This is a genomic window from Arthrobacter sp. TWP1-1 (genome assembly GCF_049897845.1).
Taxonomy (GTDB): domain Bacteria; phylum Actinomycetota; class Actinomycetes; order Actinomycetales; family Micrococcaceae; genus Specibacter.
In genome coordinates, this window is sequence record NZ_JAFCXC010000004.1 from 157765 (window position 1) to 180487 (window position 22723).

At 61.5% G+C, this 22723-nt stretch carries 19 protein-coding genes; 8 read left to right on the top strand and 11 right to left on the bottom strand.

Annotation, left to right across the window (positions count from 1 at the left end; translation table 11 throughout):
* The first annotated feature begins 110 nt into the window (after positions 1-110).
* The gene (gene aceB / locus ACP7B9_RS09470) at positions 111-1757 is read left to right on the top strand and encodes a malate synthase A (RefSeq protein WP_425862778.1); all 1647 of its coding nucleotides are present in this window, start codon (positions 111-113) and stop codon (positions 1755-1757) included.
* A gap of 185 nt (positions 1758-1942) precedes the next feature.
* A complete protein-coding gene (locus ACP7B9_RS09475) occupies positions 1943-2647 on the top strand; it encodes a DsbA family oxidoreductase (RefSeq protein WP_425862780.1) in 705 nt (234 codons plus the stop codon).
* Here the strand turns inward: ACP7B9_RS09475 and ACP7B9_RS09480 are convergent.
* From ACP7B9_RS09480 to ACP7B9_RS09505, 6 genes are all read right to left on the bottom strand, one after another.
* Positions 2644-3540: a TolB family protein gene (locus tag ACP7B9_RS09480; RefSeq protein ID WP_425862781.1), complete on the bottom strand. Its 897-nt coding sequence runs from the start codon at positions 3538-3540 to the stop codon at positions 2644-2646. The genes ACP7B9_RS09475 and ACP7B9_RS09480 overlap by 4 nt on opposite strands.
* A 113-nt stretch (positions 3541-3653) precedes the next feature.
* The gene (locus tag ACP7B9_RS09485; protein WP_425862783.1) at positions 3654-4493 is read right to left on the bottom strand and encodes a carbohydrate ABC transporter permease; all 840 of its coding nucleotides are present in this window, start codon (positions 4491-4493) and stop codon (positions 3654-3656) included.
* Positions 4486-5460, bottom strand: a complete 975-nt coding sequence (locus tag ACP7B9_RS09490) for a carbohydrate ABC transporter permease (protein WP_425862785.1) — start codon at positions 5458-5460, stop codon at positions 4486-4488. The genes ACP7B9_RS09485 and ACP7B9_RS09490 overlap by 8 nt, the downstream gene beginning before the upstream one ends.
* 268 nt (positions 5461-5728) lie before the next feature.
* The gene (locus tag ACP7B9_RS09495; RefSeq protein WP_425862787.1) at positions 5729-7027 is read right to left on the bottom strand and encodes an ABC transporter substrate-binding protein; all 1299 of its coding nucleotides are present in this window, start codon (positions 7025-7027) and stop codon (positions 5729-5731) included.
* 326 nt (positions 7028-7353) lie between these two features.
* Positions 7354-8397: a LacI family DNA-binding transcriptional regulator gene (locus tag ACP7B9_RS09500; RefSeq protein ID WP_425862789.1), complete on the bottom strand. Its 1044-nt coding sequence runs from the start codon at positions 8395-8397 to the stop codon at positions 7354-7356.
* A 9-nt stretch (positions 8398-8406) separates the two neighbouring features.
* Positions 8407-9654, bottom strand: a complete 1248-nt coding sequence (locus ACP7B9_RS09505) for an ROK family transcriptional regulator (RefSeq protein ID WP_425862791.1) — start codon at positions 9652-9654, stop codon at positions 8407-8409.
* Between the two features lie 138 nt (positions 9655-9792).
* On the opposite strand from ACP7B9_RS09505, the gene ACP7B9_RS09510 reads away from it, so the two are divergent.
* The 6 genes from ACP7B9_RS09510 (at position 9793) to ACP7B9_RS09535 (ending at position 15481) form a co-directional block, all read left to right on the top strand.
* Positions 9793-10527, top strand: a complete 735-nt coding sequence (locus tag ACP7B9_RS09510; protein ID WP_425862793.1) for a sugar phosphate isomerase/epimerase family protein — start codon at positions 9793-9795, stop codon at positions 10525-10527.
* Between the two features lie 6 nt (positions 10528-10533).
* On the top strand, positions 10534-11640 hold the full coding sequence (locus ACP7B9_RS09515) for a Gfo/Idh/MocA family protein (RefSeq protein ID WP_425862795.1): 1107 nt from the start codon (positions 10534-10536) through the stop codon (positions 11638-11640).
* Positions 11641-11653: 13 nt separating this feature from the next.
* Positions 11654-12862, top strand: coding sequence for a Gfo/Idh/MocA family protein (locus ACP7B9_RS09520; RefSeq protein WP_425862797.1), 1209 nt, complete (start codon positions 11654-11656; stop codon positions 12860-12862).
* 10 nt (positions 12863-12872) lie between these two features.
* The gene (locus ACP7B9_RS09525; RefSeq protein ID WP_425862799.1) at positions 12873-13874 is read left to right on the top strand and encodes a sugar phosphate isomerase/epimerase family protein; all 1002 of its coding nucleotides are present in this window, start codon (positions 12873-12875) and stop codon (positions 13872-13874) included.
* Between the two features lie 263 nt (positions 13875-14137).
* Positions 14138-15058: a hypothetical protein gene (locus ACP7B9_RS09530; protein WP_425862800.1), complete on the top strand. Its 921-nt coding sequence runs from the start codon at positions 14138-14140 to the stop codon at positions 15056-15058.
* Positions 15059-15100: 42 nt separating this feature from the next.
* Positions 15101-15481 carry an RNA-binding S4 domain-containing protein gene (locus ACP7B9_RS09535; RefSeq protein WP_425862801.1) on the top strand — a complete coding sequence of 127 codons (381 nt, stop codon included), beginning with the start codon at positions 15101-15103 and terminating at the stop codon, positions 15479-15481.
* Between the two features lie 190 nt (positions 15482-15671).
* Here ACP7B9_RS09535 and ACP7B9_RS09540 read toward each other — a convergent pair whose 3' ends face one another.
* The 5 genes from ACP7B9_RS09540 to ACP7B9_RS09560 form a co-directional block, all read right to left on the bottom strand.
* Positions 15672-17345 (bottom strand): ribonuclease J, encoded by a 1674-nt coding sequence (locus ACP7B9_RS09540; protein WP_425862802.1) that lies wholly within the window; start codon positions 17343-17345, stop codon positions 15672-15674.
* 248 nt (positions 17346-17593) lie between these two features.
* Positions 17594-18652, bottom strand: a complete 1059-nt coding sequence (locus tag ACP7B9_RS09545) for an LLM class flavin-dependent oxidoreductase (protein WP_425862804.1) — start codon at positions 18650-18652, stop codon at positions 17594-17596.
* A gap of 66 nt (positions 18653-18718) precedes the next feature.
* The gene (locus ACP7B9_RS09550; RefSeq protein ID WP_170835477.1) at positions 18719-18862 is read right to left on the bottom strand and encodes a hypothetical protein; all 144 of its coding nucleotides are present in this window, start codon (positions 18860-18862) and stop codon (positions 18719-18721) included.
* Between the two features lie 117 nt (positions 18863-18979).
* Positions 18980-20725 (bottom strand): ABC transporter ATP-binding protein, encoded by a 1746-nt coding sequence (locus tag ACP7B9_RS09555; RefSeq protein ID WP_425862806.1) that lies wholly within the window; start codon positions 20723-20725, stop codon positions 18980-18982.
* Positions 20725-22557: an ABC transporter ATP-binding protein gene (locus ACP7B9_RS09560; RefSeq protein ID WP_425862808.1), complete on the bottom strand. Its 1833-nt coding sequence runs from the start codon at positions 22555-22557 to the stop codon at positions 20725-20727. Before ACP7B9_RS09560 ends, ACP7B9_RS09555 begins: the two co-directional genes overlap by 1 nt.
* Positions 22558-22723: the final 166 nt, after the last annotated feature.

Consider the following 22723-nt stretch of genomic DNA (forward strand, 5'->3'; position numbering starts at 1 on the left):
ACGGCCGCTGCGCGTCGTCGCCGCGCCGGTGCCCGCCACCCCCCCCCCCCCCCCCCCCCCCCCCCCCCCCCCCCCCCCCCCCCCACCGCCACCAGACTTGGAGAACTCCCATGAACTCAACGAACAGCTTGAACGGAATCACGTTCAACGGCATCACCTTGACCGCTCCGCCCATCCACCGCCAAGATGAAATCCTGACCCCCGAGGCCCTGGATTTCATCGCAGCCTTGAACCGAACGACGACGGCGCGACGCCAAGACTTGCTGGCAGCCCGCCAAACCCGCCGCAGCCAGATCCTCAGCGGCAGCGATCCCCGCTATCTGCGCGAAACCTCTCACATCCGTGAAGACTCTCGCTGGCGCGTTGCTCCTCCGGCTCCCGGACTGGAGGACCGCCGCGTGGAAATCACCGGCCCCGTCGATAAGAAAATGACCATCAACGCACTGAACTCCGGCGCCAAGGTGTGGCTGGCCGACATGGAAGATTCCTCCACACCCACGTGGGGGAACGTGATCCGTGGCCAGCTGAACCTAATCGACGCACTGGAACGCCGGATCGATTTCACCAGCCCTGAGGGCAAGGAGTACAAGCTGGCGCCCGCCGAGGAACTGCCCACCATCGTGGTTCGTCCCCGCGGCTGGCACCTGCCGGAAAAGCACCTCCTCATCAACGGCAAGCCCATGGCCGGTGGCATCGTGGACTTCGGCCTCTACTTCTTCCACAATGCCCGCCGATTGATCGCTCAGGGCAAGGGACCGTACTTTTACCTGCCGAAGATTGAAAATCATCAGGAGGCCCGGCTCTGGAACGACATCTTCATCCAGGCACAGGACCTGCTCGGCATCCCACAGGGGACCATCCGTGCCACGGTTTTGATCGAGACCATCACGGCCGCCTTCGAGATGGAGGAAATCCTCTACGAACTGCGCGATCACGCAGCCGGGCTAAATGCCGGTCGCTGGGATTACTTGTTCTCGGTGATCAAGAACTTCCGCACCCGCGGTCCCCGCTTTGTGCTCCCCGACCGCAACCAGATCACCATGACGGCACCGTTCATGCGGGCCTACACCGAACAGCTGGTTCGGGCTTGCCACCGCCGTGGCGCCATGGCGATTGGCGGCATGGCAGCTTTTGTCCCCAACCGCCGCGATCCGGAGGCCAACGCCAACGCGATGAACAAGGTCCGTGCCGATAAGACGCGGGAGGCCAATGACGGTTTCGACGGCTCGTGGGTAGCCCACCCTGATCTGGTTCCTGTGGCCATGGAGGTCTTCGATGACATTCTGGGCTGGAACCCCAACCAGATCAGCCGTCTCCGCGAGGACGTCGAACTCGACGACCGCGCCTTGCTCGACGTCGCCGGCACTCAAGGCAACATCACCGAACAAGGCATCCGCGACAACATCTGGGTTGGCATCCAGTACATCGAGTCGTGGCTGCGCGGCCATGGTGCCGTGGCCCTGAACAACCTCATGGAGGACGCCGCCACCGCGGAAATCTCCCGCTCGCAGATCTGGCAGTGGATCCACAGCCAGGCCATCACCGATACGGGCGAACTCATCACCTACGACTGGGTCAAGGAGATGCTGGAGGAGGAATTCGCCAAGCTCCCCCGCTTCGAAGATGACCGTTTCGCCGACGCCCTGGAGATCTTCACGGACGTTTCCATGGGCGAGGAGTTCCCGGCCTTCCTGACCACCTCCGCCTACGCCAACTACCTCCACGCAACCCCGGAGCGTGAGCTGGCGGCCGCATAAGTTTGGTTGCCTCAACCGGACGCTAGCCACTGCAGGCCCGATGGTCGGGTCCCGGTGAGGCAACCTGAATTACTGATCTCGACAGGCTCGATCACCGATCTGGTGGTCGAGCCTGTCGAGGTCAAGGCGAGACCGTGTGACGAACGCGCCGGAATAATCGCGGCCACTCCCCTGTTTCCGCCAGTATGAAGATTGAGATCTGGTCCGACGTGGCCTGCCCCTGGTGCTACATTGGCAAGCGCCGTTTTGAGACCGCCCTGAACGCATTCCCGCACAAAGATTCCGTGGAGGTGCAGTGGCGCAGCTACCAGCTGGATCCCAGCCTCCCCGAGCACTACGACGGCACCGAGCTCAGCTACCTGAGCGAGCGCAAGGGCATGGACCCGTCCCAGGTTGCCGGCATGTTCGCCCACGTCACCGAGCAGGCCGCTGGTGAGGGCCTGAACTACAAGTTCGACGACATCGTGGTGGCCAATAGCTTCAACGCCCACCAACTGCTGCACCTAGCCAAGGCGAATGACAAGGGCGACGCCGTCAAGGAAGCCCTGCTCTCGGCTCACTTTGAGCACGGGGTGGACATTGGCGCCCGCGAGGCCCTGGTAAAGATTGGCACCGAGGCCGGGCTGTCCGCCGTCGACATTAATGACGCGCTGGACACCGACAAGTACGCCGACGACGTCCGCCACGACTTTGCCGAGGCCCGCGCGCTTGGCGTGACTGGCGTTCCGTTCTTCGTGATTGACCGCAAGTTCGGTCTCTCCGGCGCACAGCCTGCCGAGCTTTTCTCCCAGGCGCTCGAGCAAGCCTGGCAGGAAGCCAACCCACTGACCATGGTCGGCGCCGGCGGAGCAGACGCCGAAGCCTGCGGCCCGGACGGCTGCGCTATCTAGCGAACGCTGCCCTCGATCGGGTAGGCAACAAAGGCTATTTTGTTGCCCGTCGGGTCCCAGCTGGGAACATTCATGGTGCCTTGCCCACCGAAAACGTGGGCAAGGTCCTTGATGGAGCCGTCGCGCTCCACAAGCCGTACGACGACGTCCCGATTCTCCGGGTGCCCCAAAGTCCCCGGCGGGAAACTCACATAAGCGATGCTGCTCCCGCCGGGTGAGGGGTGCGGGAACCAGTTGACGCGTTCATCAGACGTCAATTGTTCGGCTTCGCCTCCCTCAACCGGAATCCGGAAGAGCTGGGCGTGCCCCGGGATAGCGGAACCGCGTTCAGAATTGAAGTAGATCCAAGACCCATCCGTCGAAAACTCTGCGCCGTCGTCGGCGAAGTGATCGTCCGTCAGCTGGAGGTCTGCCCCGCCTGCTGCCGGCACCACATAAACGTTTGTGAGTACCCGGCCGTCTTCGGCAGTCAGCCCAATATAGGCGAGCATTGAACCATCGGGTGATACGCCATGGAGGTAGTGCCTGAAACCCGCGCCGTTGTCATTGGTTACGCGCCGGGGAGGCCTGCCGGAGTCCCCGGCCGCAAGGTCGATCGCATAAATATGGCCATCCTCGCTGGACACATACGCCGTGGCACCGTCAGGGCTCAGGACATGATCATTGTTGATCTCGGCGATGCCGCCCAGATCGATCTCCTCGAGTTCACCCGATTCTGCGCCCAGTTTAAACAGCTTTCCGTCTCCATTGACAACAAGCCACTGCCCGTCGGGACTCCAATTGGGTGCCTCAAAAAGAAGTGTGCTGGAGGAGAGACGCAGCGTTGCCACGCGAGTCCCCACATCCAGGGTGTACAGCTCGGCGCGTTGCCCCGGGAGTAGTTTTCTAGCCATTTTGGTCCCTCATTAATAAACGACGGCATTGACAAACGACGGCGTGCTTCGCTGGCTGGAGATGTAAGTCCCCGCCGGCAAAGCACGCCGTCGTATTTCTTAGTCTGTAACTATTACTTCACGGCTCCGGCCGTCAAACCCGCCACAAAGTTCTTCTGCAGCAGCAAGAAGCCGATCACGATGGGGATGCTGACCACCACCGAGGCGGCCATGATCTGGTTCCAGTAGACGTTGGTCTGCGTGGAGTAGAGCTGAAGGCCGACGGCGAGGGTTCGGTTGGCGTCGGTGGTCATGACCGAGGCAAACAGGACTTCGCCCCAACTTGTCATGAAGCTGTAGATGGCCACAGCGACGAGTCCCGGCCGGGCTGCGGGTAGGATCACCTTGACCAGTGCTCGCATGGGACCGCAGCCATCTACCTTGGCCGCTTCATCGAGTTCACGCGGGATGCCATCGAAGTAGCCAGCGAGCATCCAGATGGAGAACGGCAGCGAGAACGTCAGGTACGTGATGATCAAACCGACGCGGGTACCTACCAGCTGAACGCCGAAGTTGGTGTTGATGTTCACGAAGATCAAGAACAACGGCAGCAAGAACAGCACGCCGGGCAGCATCTGAGTGGACAAGACCGTGCCGGAGAAAAGTGCGCGGCCGCGGAAGGTGTACCGGGAGATGGCATAGGAGGCGAAGATCGCGATGATCAGCGAGAGCAGCGTAGAAACGGTGGAAACAACGACGGAGTTAAGGAAGTAGTCCGCCAACGGAACTGTCTTCCACATGTCAATGTACGGCTGAATTGTCAGTGTTTTGGGCCACCAGGAGAAGGAACCCTGGACGTCCTTCAGTGGCTTCAGTCCTGAGATCACCATGACGTAGATGGGGATGATGGTGAAGATGCTCAGCAGCGTAATGGTGACGATTCTAAAGACCTTGGCGCCGGTTGTTTCATGCATTGTCTTTCCTCCGGTTCATCAAGAGCAGGTAGATTCCACTGGCGACCAGCAGGAAGAGCAGGAGCAGGACCGACATTGCGGCGCCTGAACCGAAGTTCCAGGTCAGGAATGAAGAGTTGTAGATATGGAAGGAGATCAAGTCACCCGCGGGCGGCTGTGAACCGCCGAACAGGACGAACGGTGTGTTGAAGTCGTTGAAGGTCCACAGGAACATGACCAGAACAAGAACCATGTTGACCGGGCGCAGCATGGGCAGCGTGATGTGCCACCACTGGCGGAACGGCTTTGCACCGTCAACGGCCGATGCCTCGTACACATCTGTGGGGATGGACTGCAGACCAGCCATCAACATCAAGAAGGCGAAGGGCCACAGTCGCCAGATGGCTACGACGACGACGGCGAGGAACGCGTTGTCGCCGATCAACCAGAACGGCTTATCCCCTGGGAGACCCAGGTTGTCGAACAGCAGGTGGTTGAGTGCTCCACTATCCTTCTGCAACATGAACTTCCAGGCGATGACGCCGGCGTACATGGGCAAAGCGTAGGGAATCAGGAACAGGGTGCGGAAGATGGCGCGTCCGCGGAAGGTCTTCTGCAAGGCAACGCCGGCAGCCATTCCCAGGCTCCAGGAGATGCCAACCACCAGGATGGTGAAAGCGGCTGTGATGCCGAATGACTTCAGCAAACCGAGACCGACGGCGGAATCGAAGTCGAGGGCAACCTGGTAGTTCTTCAACCCAACAAAGGGCGCGTTTCCCCAGTTGGAGATGAACATCTTGGTCAGCTTGAGGAAGCTCATCCAGATTCCCGTGACCATGGGAACTACGTGGATGAAGAGCTCAAAAATGACAGCTGGTGCTAGCAGCGCATAGGGCAACCACCAGCCGGCGCGGCGGGGCTTGCGGGCTTTCCTTCCGGTTGCCCCGGCTGCTGGGCCGGATTTCTTTACGGCGGTGGATGCAGACACTGCGAACACGCACCTTTCTGGGAAAGTTTGAAAAATGAAGGAGGCGGAGGATTCACGCCAGGCGAAGAACTGAATAGCCCTACAGCTGAAGCAAACAAGCTGAGATGGTGCGCGATGAGGGAGAAGTCGTTAGGGCCCACGACAGGACCGATCTACCTGGGCCCCCGGATGGCGACCCGCAACTGGCGAGAAACCGCTTGGGCCCACGCCTGCGAGGGGCCCAGATTACGGGTCGCTCAGCGACCCGTAATCTGGGAGGAGCCGGGGACTAGCTTGCTGCTTCGACCGCCTGCTGTGCGGTGGTCAGTGCTGCCTTGATGTCGTCCTTGGAGACGGTTCCGCCTGAGGCGATCGTGGCGAACATCTGGTTCATGGCCTTACCGACGGTGCTCTCGAACTGATCTTCAGCCGCTACCAGGGGAAGCGGCTTGGACTTGTTTTCGTAGATGTCAGCGAAGGTCTTGGCCAGTTCTGCGTCGTCGGTGAAGCTGGGGGTTACCCCGGCGAGGACGGGGAGGGCTGCGAACGGCTTATCTAGTTCGGCCTGGGTGGTTTCACTGGTCATGAACTTCACGAATTCCAGTGCGCCATCCTTGTTCTTCGTGTTCTTGAAGATGGACATGTTGATACCGGCCACCATGGTGGCAACTTCGGTGGCACCGGAGGGTGAAGGGAACGCGACAACGCCGAATTCATCACCCTTCATGCCCTGTGAGCTGATGGAGCTGTTGGCGTTGCTCTGGGTCAGCATCATGCCAACCTTGCCGTTGGCAAAGTCATTGACGGCCTGGGTTGCGTTGTCATACTGGGCGTTGGCGGGGTCAACAACCTTGTCAGTCTGCATGAGGTCAAGGTACCGGGCGATGCCGTCAACGACGCCGTCTTCGGTGAACGTGGGTTTGCCTTCAGCATCGAAGAATTCCGCATCGTTCTGTGCTGCGTTGATGAATGCAAAGTGGGAGTTCTCGGTGTAGCTGCCGGCTGCCAGTGCGAAGCCGTGCTTGTCGCCGGTTGTCAGCTTCTTAGCTGCCGCAACCATGTCTTCCCACGTGGTGGGCGGGGTCAGGCCGGCATCCTTGAACATGGCCTTGTTGTAGTACAGGCCGTAAGCCAAACCGTACAGGGGCACGGAAGTGGGGTCTTCACCGGGGATTCCGCCGGTGTCCATGGCGGTCTTGACGAACTTGTCCTTGCCGCCAATGGCGTCGAGGGCAGCTGAATCGAAGGGCATGAATGCGCCGGTTGACTGCAGTGAGGCGGCCCAGGTATTACCGATATTGAGGACGTCGGGAGCCTGACCGGAGGTGACAGCGGTCTGGATTCGGGTCTGGAGATCGTTCCAGCCGATGACTTCGAGGTTGACCTTGATGCCAGTCTCTTCCTCGAACTTCTTCAGCTGCGGGGTGAGGACTTCCTTGTCGTTATCAAGGCTAGTGCCTTGGTTGCTGGCCCAGTAGGTCAGCGTCTTGCCGTCTGATTCGCTGGATGCGTTGTCGGCAGTTCCGCTACAACCGGTGAGGGCAAGTGCCGCAATGGCCGCTACCGCGGCAAAAGATCGAATTTTCACTTCAATGACTTCCTTGTCTGAGGGGATTAGCCCGGAAAAATCTTCAAATCTCGGGTGTGGCGCAGGCCATACCGAGGACGTGACTCCAAACCTAGACGAACTTATGCCGACCGTCAATCAAAAGTAGAGAAATTATTTAAACCTTATGGATTCGTGACCAACGGAAAAGGCTCCAAGCGCGAGATGGATAGCGTGCTGGAAGATGAAATGAGGGTCAAAACCCTTGATTCTTCGGGGATTTCTTGGCTATGCAAGCCGGAGAGGTGAGCGGAACTGAACCGGTTAACCTAGGTAACGAAATCGTTGTCTGTGACGCGCACGGACCGCTAGGTGCGCGCTACGCCCAAGCTGGTTCGAAGCCGCAGAACACCGGCTGGCATCGATACGTTTTCCCTCTGATGGCCCTGAATAATATCCAGCAACAACATGGCCGATTGGCGGCCCAATTCACCAATATCGCGGTTGAGTGCCGCAACAGGAGGTGAGCTGAACTCGCACATGATCGAGTCATCCCAGCTGACCACGGAAACCTGCTCGGGCACGGAAATCCCCACTTTTTTCAGTCCGGCCAGCCCACCCACCGCCATGAGATCGTTTCCGTAGAAAAGTGCCGTAGGGAAGTCTTTCGACGCCGGATCCAGACCAGCCATAAGCGCAATGGTGGCCATCTCGCCGTCGGCCGCGGTGTAATCCGACGCCGTAACAACGGCGGAGATCCCCAGCGATTCCGCGTGCTCCACGACGGCGGCACTCCTGGCGCGCTCATGTCCCAGCGTTGGCAGCCCAGATATGTAAGCGATCCGGCGGTGTCCCCGCTCATGCAGGGCCTCGACCACCGTTGCGGCATCCGCCGATTGATCCACCGCCGTCGCCGCACTTTTGGCAGCGGGCGCACGGGTACCACCAACGAGCACGAAGGGCAGGCCCAGATCACCCAACAACTGACACCGTGGATCGTTGCTCGTTTCATCGAAGAGGAGGACACCGTCAACGCGGCCTTCGCCGACCCACCTCCGGTAGACGGCTAGATCGCGGCGTTCGGCTGCAGCGTCCGGCGCCACGATGCGCAGCATCAGGTTCTGGTCCCGTTCACCAAGAACCGCCTCGATGCCGGCCAAAACACTCATGTAAAACGGCTCGGAACCCACATGAGCCGGGTCGCGCAACAGGACGATCCCGATGGTTTCACTGCGGGAATGGGACAGCGCCCGGGCACTTGAACTGGGGTACCAACCTAGCTCGGCGGCCAGCGCAAGGACCCTTTCACGCGTTTCGTCACTGACGCCTGACCGGCCATTAAGTGCATAGGAAACCGACGCCTTGGAGATGCCCAACTGCTGCGCCAGGGAAGTGATCGTCACGTTAGGCATGGGTAATTCCTAGGGCTGTTGCTGGACGAGAAGTTCCACGCTGGCTGGGGAAAGGACGTGATCAATGACCATGTGCCCGGCACCCAGGACGCCCGCGTGGCCGCCCGCCATAGACTGCACAATGCGCAATCGGGCGGTTGCAAGGGGAAGCGAGCGCTGGTAGACGATCTCACGCACGCCGGCCATCAAATATTCGCCGGCCGAGGAAAGGCCTCCGCCAATAACAATGACCGAGGGATTCAACAGGTTCACGCTCGCGGCAAGCACGTCTCCCACATCGCGTCCGGCCTGCCTCATGGCGGCAATGGCGGCCAAATTTCCACGCCGCGCCAGCTCAAGGACGTCCTCGGCGGTTGCCGCCGGAACCCCCGCGGCGGCCAGCGCCGATGCTACTGCCGGGCCCGAAGCCATGGCTTCCAGGCAGCCGAAATTCCCACAGCGGCACATCACATCACCGCCACGCGGAACGCGCACGTGCCCAATATCTCCGGCTGTTCCGTCGGCTCCGCGCTGAAGAAGTCCGCCGCTTATAATGCCGGCACCAATGCCCGTGGCCACCTTGATGAAGAGCAAATTATCGACGTCGGGCCAGTAGGAAGCGCGTTCTCCCAACGCCATGATGTTGACGTCGTTGTCCACCAGAACGTCTACATCAAAGCGATTCTGAACGTAGGCAGGAACATCAAAGCCATCCCACCCGGGCATGATGGGCGGGCTGGCAGGCTTGCCGGTGGAGTGCTCCACCGGCCCTGGCAAGCCAATGCCAATCCCCACGAGCTCTCGTTCATGGCGCCCGGAGGTGGCGAAAATCTGCTCGCACAGTTCCAGCATTTGGTCCAGCACGGGCGTTGGCCCGGCGGCAATGTCGATGTCTTTGCGAACCTCGCTCAGCACAGCGCCGCGCAGGTCCAGCAACGCCACGAGCATATGCGTGGCGCCAACGTCCACGGCCAAGATAACTCGGGCGGAAGGCTGGAAGGCAAAGCGCGACGGCGGTCGCCCGCCTGAGGAGACCGCCTCACCGGCGGGGCCAATGAGTCCAGCCACGCTCAGGGCATCAATGCGGGCAGCGACCGTAGAGCGGGCCAATCCGGTGATGGTGGCTAGTTCCGCCCGGGTCCTGGCGCGTCCATCGCGCAAAAGTTGAAATACGTCGCCGGCGCGGGACTGTCCGTACGGCTGACCGGCTGAATCCGGGCTATCAGCAGTGCTTGGCGACTCCCTGCGCGACTGGGGCAATCCTGGTGACTTTGGCATCCCCAATAAATAACACATGGGCTTCCAACTGTCACAATTCTTTAGATCGCTCATTAAATACAAACTTTTGCTTGACCATCGTCAAAAGTTCCCATAAGTTGATCTGGAACACACATTCATGCCTTTCAGGAGTTCCCAATGACGTATTCTCTGCAGCTGTACACCGTTCGCAAGCCCCTTGAAGAAGATCTGCCCGGTACCATTGCCCGCGTGGCAGAGCTTGGCTTCACCAAGGTTGAGCCCTATAACTTCGTCGCCACGGCCGATGCCCTTGCCGCAGCTTTTGCCGAAAACGGCATCACAGCCCCTTCCGGCCATGCCCCGCTGCTCAAGGATGACCAGGACGAAATCTTCAAGGCCGCCAATAAGCTGGGCATCACCACAGTGATTGATCCCTTCATTCCGGCCGATCAGTGGCAAACCGCCGAGGACATCCAGAAGATTGCCGACGGCCTCAACGCCGCGGCCAAGAAGGGCGCCGAATACGGTGTCCGTGTGGGTTACCACAACCATGCCTGGGAGCTTGAGTCCAAGATCAATGGCACCAGCGCCCTGGAATACTTTGAAACCCTGCTGGATCCGGAACTTGTTCTCGAAGTGGACACGTACTGGGTTTCCGTTGGCGGCGCCAACGCCGTTGACGTGCTGACCAGCCTGGGCGAGCGCGTTAAGTACATTCACATCAAGGACGGCCCCTTGACCACCGACAACCTGGCGCAGCTTCCCGCCGGCCAGGGCAAGGTCCCGGTTTGGGACGTCATTGAAGCCGCCAAGTCCTTGGAAGTTGGTGTCGTTGAATTCGATGACTACGCCGGCGACATCTTTGAAGGCATCGCTGAAAGCCTCGCCTTCCTCAACGCAGGAAAGGCCTGATCCCCCATGGCTAAGACAGGACCCGTAGGCGTTGCCTTCATCGGCGCCGGAAACATCAGCAAGCAGTACCTGGACAATCTGACCAAGTTCCCCGACGTCAAGGTGCTTGTTATTGCGGACCTCTTTGAGGAAGCCGCAGCCGCCCGCGCAGCCGAGTACGGCGTCGAAATTTCCGGTGGCGTGGACGTCGCCCTGAACCACCCCGACGTTGAAATCATCGTGAACCTGACCATCCCGGCGGCGCACGTTGAGGTTGCCACGGCAGCTATCAAGGCCGGCAAGCACGTGTGGACGGAAAAGCCGTTCTCACTTGACCGCGAAAGTGGCCTGGGTCTTTTGAAGGAAGCACAGGCTGCAGGCCTCCGCTTGGGTTGCGCCCCTGACACCTTCCTTGGTGCAGGCCTGCAGACCGCCCGCCGCTTGATCGACGCCGGCGAAATCGGTACGCCACTCACGGCACTGACCATGTTCCAGTCACCCGGCCCGGAGTCATGGCACCCGAACCCGGCGTTCCTCTTCCAGGAAGGTGCCGGCCCGCTGTTCGACATGGCTCCTTACTACCTCACCGCACTGGTTCAGGCTTTTGGCCCCATCGCCAAGGTGGCTGCCGTAGGAAATACCGCTTTCCCGACTCGCACCATCGGCTCCGGCCCGAAGGAAGGCGAGGTGTTCGACGTCGAGGTTCCTACCCACGTCAGCGCCATTGCCCAGTTTGAATCCGGCGCATCCTCACACAGCGTCTACAGCTTCGAATCCCCCAAGGCCCGCATGGGATTTGTGGAGATCACGGGCACCGAGGGAACCATCTCCTTGCCTGACCCGAACAACTTCGACGGCGACATCAAGCTGTGCAAGCGCGGCGAAGAGGACTGGACTTCCATCCCGGCAACCGGCCCTGCCGACGGCCGCGGCCTGGGCGTACTGGACATGGCCCGCTCCATCCGTGCCGGTGTTCCGCACCGCGCCACGGGCGAGCTGGCCTATCACGTCCTTGACGCCATGGTGTCCATCGCCGAGTCAGTGAACAGCGGCGAATTTGTTCAGATCTCCAGCACGGCTCCAAGCTCCGAGCCCGTGCCGGTGGACTGGAACCCCACCGCAGCAACCCTTTAGGAATCCGACGATTATGACCTCCCCCCAAACATCCGGCGCCCGCCCTCTCGGTGTGGCAGCCATTGGCTATGCCTTCATGGGCCAAGCCCACTCAAACGCCTGGCGCACAGTTGCCAACCACTTCGACGTCCCGGACTTTGAACAGAAAGTTCTCGTAGGACGGGACGCCGTGGCCGTTGCTGCCGCCGCAAAGAAGTATGGCTGGAGTGAATCCGCCACTGATTGGCGGGAGGTCATAAAGCGGGACGACATCGACATCATCGATATTTGCGCCCCCGGATGGCTGCACGCAGAAATTGCGACGGCGGCACTCGCCGCAGGCAAGCACGTGCTGGTTGAGAAGCCGCTAGCCAATTCCTTGGCAGAGTCCGAGGCCATGGTTGCCGCGGCCCGGGCCGCGCGCAGTGTTGGCGTTCGCTCCATGGTTGGTTTCAACTATCGGCGCGTTCCGGCCCTGGCGCTGGCTCGCAAACTCATCGAAGATGGTGAGTTGGGCACTATCCGTCAGGTTCGCGCGTCGTACCTGCAGGACTGGCTGGCGGACAGCGAGGCTCCCATGACGTGGCGGCTGCGCAAGGAAACCGCGGGATCGGGCGCCTTGGGCGATATTGCCTCGCACGCCATCGACCAGATCCAGCACCTGCTCGGCGATACCGTCACGGCGGTTTCGGGCAAGTTGCACACCTTCGTCACCGAGCGGCCGGGCCCGGACGGGATCGAGCCTGTCACGGTCGACGACGCCGTGTGGGCAACGCTGTCCATGGCCAGCGGCGCCGTGGCGAGCGTAGACGTCTCGCGCGTTGCGCTGGGTCAGAAGAACGCCCTGCGCGTCGAGGTATATGGCACGGCCGGGTCGCTAACCTTCAATCTGGAAAACCCCAACGAGCTGTACTTCCTCAACGGCACCGAACCCATTGAGGTCCAGGGATTCCGACGCATCCTTGTCACGGAACCCGAACACCCCTATATTTCAGGGTGGTGGCCGCAGGGACATGTAATTGGCTGGGAGCACAGCTTTACCCACCAGATTCGCGACTTCCTCCACAGCATCGCCGACGGAACCGATCCGTCGCCGTCATTCGAGGAAGGACTCGGTGTGCAGCAAGTACTCGCCGGTATCGAGGCCTCCTCTGCGGCAGGCGGATTGACTCTCCCGGTGGTTGCTTCTGAAACCACTTCGGTGGCTGAGCCTGCCGAAACCCAACTCCTCCACAACTCTTAAGGACCGACCCATGGCACGCCCTTACACATTGTTCACCGGCCAATGGGCCGATCTCCCCTTCGAAGAGGTAGCGCGGTTGGCCTCCGATTGGGGCTACGACGGCCTGGAAATCGCCTGCTCCGGCGATCACCTTGACCCCTGGCGCTGGGACGAGCCCGGCTATGTTCAAGGCAAACTTGCTGTGCTGGATCGCTACAACCTGAAGGTCTGGGCCATCTCCAACCACCTCAAGGGCCAGGCCGTCTGCGATGATCCCATCGATTTCCGTCACCAGGCGATTGTTAGCGCCAAGGTATGGGGCGACGGCGATCCCGAGGGCGTGCGTCAGCGCGCCGCCGAGGAGATGAAGCTGACCGCCCGGCTGGCTCAGGCCCTTGGCGTCAAGACAGTGGTCGGCTTCACCGGTTCCTCGATCTGGCAGTACGTGGCCATGTTCCCGCCTGTTCCCGCATCCGTGATCGAGGCTGGCTACCAAGACTTCGCCGACCGCTGGAACCCGATCCTTGACGTCTTCGACGAGTGCGGTGTGCGCTTTGCCCACGAGGTCCACCCCTCCGAGATCGCCTACGACTACTGGACCACCGTGCGCTCCCTTGAAGCCATCGGCCACCGCGAGGCGTTCGGCCTGAACTGGGACCCGTCGCACTTCATGTGGCAGGGCATCGACCCGGTTTCCTTCATCTGGGACTTCAAGGATCGGATTTACCACGTTGATTGCAAGGACACGAAGCTGCGCCCCACCGGCCGCAACACTTTCATGGGCTCCCACCTGCCGTGGGGCGATCCGCGCCGTGGCTGGGACTTTGTCTCGGCCGGCCGTGGAGACGTGCCCTGGGAATCATCGTTCCGCGCCTTGACGGCCATTGGCTACGACGGCCCCATCTCCGTGGAGTGGGAAGATGCCGGAATGGACCGCCTGCAGGGTGCGCCCGAGGCCCTGGCCGCGCTGAAGAAGTTCGACTTCGCCCCGTCCGCATTGTCTTTCGACGCAGCGTTCAGCAACCAGGACTAACCCTTTCTTTAACGCACGACGGCGGCACCTGGGTGAGTTTTCATTCCTCACCCGGGTGCCGCCGTCGTTCTTGTCTTTTTGCTTGGGCTGCTGCACGGCCGGCGGCTGAATCCGGCGCAAATCCCACGTTGTGTGACGGTGATCCTAACGAAAAATGCTGCTCGCCGGTAATCTTGGTAGCGGGGGAATGCCCGATGATTGCCGTCCAATGGCATCACATTTGCGGCACCGTTCATTAAAACGTTAGGCATTTCGCTATCTTTTTGCGCCTTTTTCACGCCCGCCGTCGCTCCGTCACCACAATTGCCGCCCTCATCGCCACACTGTCAGTGGCAATGGGAGTGTTCTTGGTGGCCGGCGCCGCGGCAACCACCCCAAACGTCACAACAGCCTCGGCCCCCGCCGCCGCGCCTGTTGCCCCAATCCAGGCAAGCATGGGCGCCACTACCCAGCCATCGCCCACTGGACAGCCAGCAACCCCGGAGGCAGCCGTGAAAGAACCCATCCCCGCCGATCCTGCCCCGCAACTAGCCGCGCAGGGCACTGTGGACTCGGAACTGACGGGCTCGGAATTGACGGGCTCGGTCAAGGCCATCGACTCTGCCAACATCATCACCGACCCCGCCTGGTTCACCCAGGCCTACGCGGACGGATTCCGGCTGTACGTGATGCACTCAACCATGTGGGAAAGCTGCACGCCGTGGGAACACACCCTGCCGCAGCTGGAAATGGCGCTCGACGCCGGGCTGAAGATCGCCGTGTACACTCGTGACCCGAATTGCTGGCAGGCAGGCATCGCCGCCGCCGGGCCTTACGCCAACCGGCTGCAGTTCTTCGCCCTGGATGTGGAAGACGGCGGCGTGCCCGTCACCCGTGAAATGGTCGACGGCGTTGCCGCCACCGGTGTTCGTCCGGTCATCTACACGGGTTCAGGCATGTGGGGCGGGCTTCAGGGCGCCACAGCCGACAGCTTCTCCGACGTACCCTTGTGGGACACCGACACCTCCGCGTTCGCGTTCGACAGCTGGCAGCCGGATCATTTGGCTCCTGTCCCACTCCCCTACGGCGGCTGGAACACGTCGGGCACCATGCGCATCGCCAGCCAGCAGCAATTCGAGTTCAACTACAACGGTGTCGCCATCGACCTGAACTCCTTTGATGCCAGTTTCCTGACGGTACCGTAGGCCGCCACCAAACCCTGCGGCCAGCGCTAGAGTAGATGCACTATGAGCATTCCCAAGAACGCGCCCGCCTCAGTGCGCATTGACGCCTGGTTGTGGTCTATCCGGGCCTACAAGACCCGGTCAATGGCCACGGCTGCCTGCCGCGCTGGCCATGTGAAACTCAACGACGCGAATGCCAAGGCATCCCAAACTGTTGTCCCAGGCGACACCATTCGCGTCCGCCAACCCGGCTACGACCGTATTTTGGAAGTCCGCGCCCTCATCAACAAGCGGGTCGGAGCCGAAGCGGCCAGCCACTGCTTCACCGACCACACGCCCCCGCGGCCAGTACTCCCAGCCCTTGGCCTGCCTCAGCGCGACCGCGGCACCGGCCGGCCCACCAAGAAGGATCGCCGCGACATGGACAGGCTCCGCGAAGGATAGGACTTTTCATGGCTACCGCTCACCAAAACGGGGCTAAGCCGCGAAGCGCCCCACAAGATACCCCGTTCTCGCGGGTTGGCCCCGTCCTCGCGAAGTAGGCACCCTTAAAAGCCAAGTGCCGCCGTCGTTCATGATGAACGACGGCGGCACTTGGTCTCGACAGGCTCGACCAGCGAGCCCCGCGGAAAGCTTACGCTTCGACGATGATGACCGTGTAGACCGGCTTGCGGCGCAGTGCGCGGTCCGACCAACGCAACAGTGCCTCGGCGATGGCCTTCTCGGCACCGTGGCCCGTCTTCTCTCCGCGGAGCGAAGCTATGGTCTTCTCAACGATGACGGTGGCCTTGTCGATGTCCTTCTCGGCGAGGTTGAAGCCCACTGCGAAGTACTCCGGGTCTTCTTCGATCTTGCCGCTGTCCGGGTCAACGATCAGCAGAACGGTAACCGCACCGTCTTCGGCCAAACGAATACGGTCCTGCAGAGACTCCTCGGTGGCTGCGCCGGGAATCATGTTCTCAACGTAGACATAAGCAGCCGGAACGCTACCGGATACCTTAACAACGCCGTCCTTGAGGTCGATCGTGGTGCCGTCTTCAAGGATGAACGCGTTCTTCGGGTCAACACCGGTGCGGACGGCCAGCTCGGAGTTGGCCTTCAGGTGGCGGTATTCACCGTGAACGGGCATAACGTTCTTCGGGCGAACCAAGTTGTAGCAGTACACGAGCTCGCCGGCACTGGCGTGACCGGAGACGTGCACCTTGGCGTTGCCCTTATGAACAACGTTGGCACCCTGCTTGGTGAGGTCGTTGATGAGGCGGTAGATCGAGGACTCATTACCGGGAACCAGCGAGCTGGCCAACAGAACGGTGTCGCCCTCGGTCAGGTTGATCTGGTGATCGCCACTGGCCATACGAGCCAAGGCGGCCATGGGCTCACCCTGTGATCCGGTGCAGATCAACACGGCCTTGTTGGGGGCCATACGCTCAAGTTCCTTGGCATCAACGAGCATGCCGCGCGGAATCTTCAGGTAACCAAGTTCACGCGCAGTGGTCATGTTGCGGACCATGGAGCGGCCAACGAAGGCGATCTTGCGGTTGTACTTGTGGGCAGAGTCGATGATCTGCTGGATGCGGTGCACGTGGCTCGCGAAGCTGGAAACAACAACGCGGCGCGGCGCGGTGCGCATAACCTGATCGATAGCCGGGATCAGGTCAGCCTCGGCTGCCAAGAAGCCCGGAACCTCAGCGTTGGTGGAGTCAGGCAGGAACAAGTCCACGCCTTCCTCACCCAGACGGGCAAAGCCAGCGAGGTCGGTGATGCGCTTGTCCAGCGGGAACTGGTCCATCTTGAAGTCGCCGGTTTCCAGCACGAGGCCGGCGGGCGTACGGATGGCAACGGCCAAGCCGTCCGGGATGGAGTGGTTGACGGCGAGGAATTCGACGTCGAACGGGCCGAACTTGCGTCGGTCGCCTTCCTTGACCTGGATCATCTTGCCCTTGATGCGGTGTTCATCAAGTTTGGTCTTCAGGAACGCAAGGGTCAGCTTTGCGGAGATCACGGGAATGTCGCCGCGGTGCTTAAGCAGGTACGGGACACCGCCAATGTGATCCTCGTGGCCGTGAGTCAGCACCAGGCCAACAACGTCCTGCCAGCGGTTCTTCAGGTAAGAGAAATCGGGGATGATGACGTCGACGCCGGGGTGGTGCTCCTCGGGGAACAGTACGCCGCAGTCAACAATCAGCAGCTTTCCTGCGTATTCGAAGACGGTCATGTTGCGGCCAATCTCCCCCAGACCACCAAGGGCCACGATGCGCATGGCACCGTCGGCGAGGGCGGGTGGGGTTTGGCGAGCTGTTCTTCTCATGGATTCCAGACTTTATGGTGTTGTGGGCGTCAGGCTGGCGATGTTGCGCCGCCGTTTGTTGCGATTCTTTCGGCCAGTAGCTGACCGGTATCGCTAAAAATTTAGGGGTTCCTATGCCGATTTTACCACCGCGACCGCGCTTGCATTCCCCCACCCGTCTGGAGGCGCGAATGCAGGGCAATGCCGGGTGCCTCCGTCGAACTTTAAAGTACGACGGCGGCACCCGCCCAATGCCTGAATCGGCACACTTAGGCGGTGGCTGGCTCCCAGCCGATGGCAGGCGCGATGTGCTCGGCAATGTTGGCCAGCATCTTTGTGTTGTAGGCAACTCCCAGCTGATTGGGCACCGTGAGCATGAGTGTGTCCGCAGCCTGAACGGCGGCGTCGGCGGCAAGGTCGCGGGCAATATCTGCGGGGTCACCCATGTAGCTCTTGCCGAAGCGTGCAAGAAGGCCATCGATCATGCCAACTTGGTCCTTACTGTCTGCTTGGGCGCGAAGGCCAAAGTACATGCGGTCGGTGTCGTCAACCACCGGGATGATGCTGCGGCTGACCGAAACTCGCGGCGTGAAGCTGTGACCGGACTTGGCCCACTCGTCACGGAACAACTGGATTTGCTCGGCCTGGAGCTCATCGAACGGCACGCCGGTATCCTCCGTCAAAAGAGTTGAGCTCATGAGGTTCATCCCCTGCCGCGCGGCCCAGACCGCGGTAGCGCGGGAGCCCGCTCCCCACCAAATACGTTCCGAGAGGCCGGGCGCCTGCGGCTCGATCCGCAACAGCCGCTCGCCACCCATGTACGCATGTTCGCCGGGCTCGGCCACGCCGGCGCCGGAAATCGCGTGCCGAAAGGAAGCCGTGTGCCGGCGGGCCATGTCTGCATCCGTTTCGCCGTCAAGGGGATGGTAGCCAAAATCGGCGGCACCGTTGGCGGCGGGCTCGGGTGAACCACGGCTCACGCCGATCTGCAGCCGCCCGTCGCTGATCAGATCCGTGGCGGCAGCCTGCTCGGCCATGTACAAAGGGTTTTCATAACGCATATCGATCACGCCGGTGCCGATCTCGATCCGGCTGGTGCGCGCCGCGATGGCAGCCATCAGCGGGAAGGGTGCGGCCTGTTGCCGGGCAAAGTGGTGGACGCGGAAGAACGCCCCGTCGATGCCCAGTTCCTCGGCGGCAACGGAAAGGTCGATCGCCTGGTGCAGGGCGTCGGCCGCCGAGTTGGTCTGCGAGCCGCGGCCCGTCCCATAGTGGCCGAAGGACAGGAATCCTATGCGCTTCTTGAAATTTGTTTCCATGGTTGGCATAACGAAAGGCGCCGGCCGGCTATTCCATGCATATGCATGTAGCTGGCCGGCACTTCGGCACTGGCACTAACGCTTCTTCGTGATGTGGGCTACGGGATCCGCAGATTCATCGGCCGCTCCGCGCGCCTTCTTCAGTGCGCGTTTGGCCTTGATGGCGTGGCCCTTGTCGACCTTTTTGTGTTCGTGGTGGTGTGGCTGTTTGTCAGGCATGGTGAACTCCCTGTGATTCCAAGTTGTCATTCCAAGTAGTTACGCACCGGGCCGGCCGGTCCAACGCGTCCCCCGCTTTGAACGGTACGCGCTTTTCCGGCCGACCAACAGGGTGGATCAGGCGTCCTGGCGCCACGAATTCCACAGGGCCGCATAGGAGCCGTTCTGCGCCAACAGTTCATCATGCGAGCCAAGCTCTGAAATTCGCCCCTTTTCCACCACGGCCACCCGATCGGCGTCGTGCGCGGTGTGCAGCCGGTGCGCAATCGCAATGACCGTCCGCCCCTCAAGGACGGCACTGAGTGAGAACTCCAGATCGCGGGCAGCCTGCGGATCGATCAACGATGTTGCCTCGTCCAGCACAAGCGTGTGCGGATCAGCCAGCACCAGCCGGGCGAGCGCCAACTCCTGTGCCTGGGCTGGTGTCAGCGTGTGCGAACCCGAGCCCACCTCGGTAGCCAAGCCCTTGGGGAGGGCGCGCACCCACGCGAGGGATCCGACGTCGGACAGGGCCTTTTCGATCTCGGCGTCACTGGCATCTGCCTTGCCCAGGCGAACGTTATCCGCCAAGGTCCCCACAAACACGTGATGCTCCTGCGTGACCAGGGCAACCTCGCCACGCAGCTCGTCCAGCGGGCGGTCCACCAACGGCACGCCGCCTACCGTGACCGAGCCGGAGGTTGGCCCGTGAATGCCGGCCAGCAGGCGCCCCAGCGTGGACTTCCCCGCGCCGGAGGGACCCACCATGGCAATTCGCTCCCCGGGCCTGAGCGTGAGATCGATCCCGTGGAGCACATCGTGCCCGGGTCGGTAAGCGTAGCGGGCCTTGTCCACTACCAGCAGGTCATCGCTGGGGATGGCGTCGGTAGCGATGCGGTCCGCCTTGACCTCACGGATGCCCACAATGCGGGCCAGCGAGGAAGCGCCAACCTGGATCTCGTCGATCCACATGATGAGCGTGTCCACGGGGTCGATGAGCTGCATGGCGTACAGCGCAACCGTTGCCACCATGCCCGTGGTGACCAGATCCTGCGAGGACAGCCAGCCACCCCAGAGCAGCACGCCGGCCACCGGGAGCCAGAAGGAAAGTTCCGCCACCGGGAACAGCACTGTGCGCAGGCCCAGCGTGTACTTTTCTTTCTCATAGCAGTTGCGCAGGGCGGCATCGATCCGGGCGCGACGGATCGGGCCAAGGCTGAGCGCGTCCACGGTGCGGGCACCCTCGATGGTCTCGGTGATGGCGCCGTTGAGCCCGGCGTAGCTTTCACGCTCAGCCAAATAACCAGGCGTGGCGCGTTTGAGATACCAGCGCGTGACCGGTACCAACAGCGGCACACCAATCACCAACGCCACTGCGACGAGCGGGCTGGTGAACACTGCGGCGGCCACGGTCAGCGCGATGGTCGCCACGGACACGAGCACCTGCGGAACTCCAAAGCGCACGGTGTGTGAGACCGCGTCCACGTCATTGGTTGTACGGGAAACCAGGTCACCCGTACCGGCCTTTTCCACCGTTGAGAGCGGCAAGGAGGTGACCTGCTCCATGAATTCCTCACGCAGCTGAGCAAAGACCTTCTCGCCCAACACCATGCCCTTGCGCCGAGCCCAGCGGGCCAGCAGCGTCTGGACAATCACGAACCCGGCAAGGCTCAGCGCAACGGTGGCGACAAAGCCGGCCGTGGTGCCAACGCTGACTGCGTCCACGAGGCGGCCCAGCATGAACGGTCCCGCCAGCCCGGCGACGGCGGAGACCACATAGAGACCCACCACGCCGGCGAGCGGCTTTTTGTGCATGCGCAAGAGCCGCAGCCCCTCGGCCTTGACCTGGGCGGAATCCGCAACAGGCAGCTTGGTTTCAGCCATTAGTTCTCCCCTCCGTGCGTGGTGCTGTCTTCTATTAGTTCGACGCCGTTGCTTGCGTGGGTGCCGCTTGTCTGGTTGGTGCTGCTTACGTTGGTGCCGTGGCCGTCCATGCCTTCGCCACGGATGACCACCTTGCGGTACTCCGGGACAGTGTCCAGCAGGTGACGGTGTGTTCCCTGCGCCTGCAACTTGCCGTCCTGCAGAAATGCCACCGTGTCCATGGCGCCCAGCAAAAGCGGACTAGCCGTGACCACCACTGTGGTGTGCCCCGGTGTGTTCCGTGTGCGGCGCAGGGCCGTGGCGATCCGGGATTCGGTGTGCGCATCGACGGCGCTGGTCGGTTCGATCAGCACCAGGACCTCGGCGTCGGTCAGCACGGCCCGAGCCAGCGTCAGGCGCTGCCTTTGTCCACCGGAGAAACTGCGGCCCTTCTCGGTGACCTCATCATTGAGCCCGTCTTCCAGCCCGTCAAAGACGTCATCGGCGCTGGCCACATCAATGGCGGCCATGATCTGCGCGTCGCTGTGGTTCCCGGCGGGATCCAATTCTTCACGCAGCGTTCCCGTGAACAGCTGGGGTTCCGCATCGGAAACCACAATGCGGGAACGAACCTCGCGCAACGGCATGAGGTGCAGAGCCTCATCGCCCCACCGAACCTGCGCCTCACGCAGGACAGCATCCTCAAAACGGCCCAGCCTGCGGGCAAGGTCTGCGGACTGTGCGGGATCGCCCGAAACGATAGCGCACAGCCCACCCGGGGAGATCACCACGCCCGAGACCGAGTCATGCAAAGCACTCGGTGAGGAGGGCGAGGAAACTGTTGTCTCGGCGTCGTGCACGGCGGACGGGGTGGCCAAAACGTCGATGATTCGCTTCGCACCAACCTGGGCACGGATGAAGCGAGAGACGGCGTCGGCGGCCGTGCGGATGGGCGAAACGAGGAAGACCGCGTACCCGTAGAGCGCCACGAGCTGACCTGCCTCGATCTGGCCAGAAACAGCCTGCAGGGCACCGATCCAGGTGAACGCAACACTGAATACACCAACAACGAACACCTGCGCGGCGTCCAGATCGGCCAGGGAATAGGCCACCTTGTTGCCGGCGAGCTGCGTTGCCCGTGACCGTTCCCGGTAGCGCTCAACGAAGATGTGCTCGCCGCCAATGCCGCGCAGAACACGCAGTCCGGCCACGGTGTCGGCGCCTAGGGCCGTCATTTGTCCGGAGGCCTCGCGTTGATCCTTTTGGCGGCGTTGCAGGGGACGGATCACAAACAGCATGCCAGCACCACAAAGTGGCACGCCGATCAAGACCACCAGGCCCAGCTGCCAAGAAGTTTGGAACACCAGGAAGGAGACCAACAGGTACCCGATCACGGCACCTGCCAGGCGGGCGATGACGTCGAAAATTTCGCCAATGCGCATGGCGTCGGACGCGCTGGTGGATACCACCTCACCGGTGGAGAATTTTTGCGGCAGGGCGTCACCACTGCGTGTCACCTTGTACCCCACCACTTGCGAGGACCTGAATGCTGCCTGCATCCAGTTGCTGACGGCGGCGCGGTGACGCAAGGTGGCCGAGATCGACTGGATGATGGTCAGGCCCACCAGCAATCCAACCCAGGCCGAAAGCTGGCTGAAGTTGCCAGGCAGAATGCCTAAATCGATGGCTTGGCCAAGAACATACGGGGTCAGCGCCTGGCAGACCGTCCAGATTGTGCCGTACAGGATGCCCATCAGGAGTGTTCCGCGCTGGGCTCCTGCCAACCACAGGAGGTAACGGCTGGGTGATCGGAGGTCGGGCTTTCCAGCGGGTTTAAAGGGAAAAGAGCGCACTACGGCCTTCTTACAGATTCGTGGATTGGCAGGCGTACATGGCGCGATCCGGCAATCCACCTTTAAAGGCGGAGCGATCGGCGCGGGGCGGGGGCTGCGTTATCTATCTCACAATTACTTACCCTAACGCACACGACGCCAAGCATTCAACACAAAATCACACAAA

Coding starts and splice junctions, on each gene's coding strand:
- ACP7B9_RS09525 (WP_425862799.1), top strand. CDS start 12,873: ATGGCACGCCCTTACACATTGTTCACCGGCCAATGGGCCGATCTCCCC.
- ACP7B9_RS09515 (WP_425862795.1), top strand. CDS start 10,534: ATGGCTAAGACAGGACCCGTAGGCGTTGCCTTCATCGGCGCCGGAAAC.
- aceB (WP_425862778.1), top strand. CDS start 111: ATGAACTCAACGAACAGCTTGAACGGAATCACGTTCAACGGCATCACC.
- ACP7B9_RS09550 (WP_170835477.1), bottom strand. CDS start 18,862: ATGCCTGACAAACAGCCACACCACCACGAACACAAAAAGGTCGACAAG.
- ACP7B9_RS09500 (WP_425862789.1), bottom strand. CDS start 8,397: ATGCCTAACGTGACGATCACTTCCCTGGCGCAGCAGTTGGGCATCTCC.
- ACP7B9_RS09510 (WP_425862793.1), top strand. CDS start 9,793: ATGACGTATTCTCTGCAGCTGTACACCGTTCGCAAGCCCCTTGAAGAA.
- ACP7B9_RS09505 (WP_425862791.1), bottom strand. CDS start 9,654: ATGCCAAAGTCACCAGGATTGCCCCAGTCGCGCAGGGAGTCGCCAAGC.
- ACP7B9_RS09475 (WP_425862780.1), top strand. CDS start 1,943: ATGAAGATTGAGATCTGGTCCGACGTGGCCTGCCCCTGGTGCTACATT.
- ACP7B9_RS09535 (WP_425862801.1), top strand. CDS start 15,101: ATGAGCATTCCCAAGAACGCGCCCGCCTCAGTGCGCATTGACGCCTGG.
- ACP7B9_RS09555 (WP_425862806.1), bottom strand. CDS start 20,725: ATGGCTGAAACCAAGCTGCCTGTTGCGGATTCCGCCCAGGTCAAGGCC.
- ACP7B9_RS09540 (WP_425862802.1), bottom strand. CDS start 17,345: ATGAGAAGAACAGCTCGCCAAACCCCACCCGCCCTCGCCGACGGTGCC.
- ACP7B9_RS09545 (WP_425862804.1), bottom strand. CDS start 18,652: ATGCCAACCATGGAAACAAATTTCAAGAAGCGCATAGGATTCCTGTCC.
- ACP7B9_RS09520 (WP_425862797.1), top strand. CDS start 11,654: ATGACCTCCCCCCAAACATCCGGCGCCCGCCCTCTCGGTGTGGCAGCC.
- ACP7B9_RS09485 (WP_425862783.1), bottom strand. CDS start 4,493: ATGCATGAAACAACCGGCGCCAAGGTCTTTAGAATCGTCACCATTACG.
- ACP7B9_RS09480 (WP_425862781.1), bottom strand. CDS start 3,540: ATGGCTAGAAAACTACTCCCGGGGCAACGCGCCGAGCTGTACACCCTG.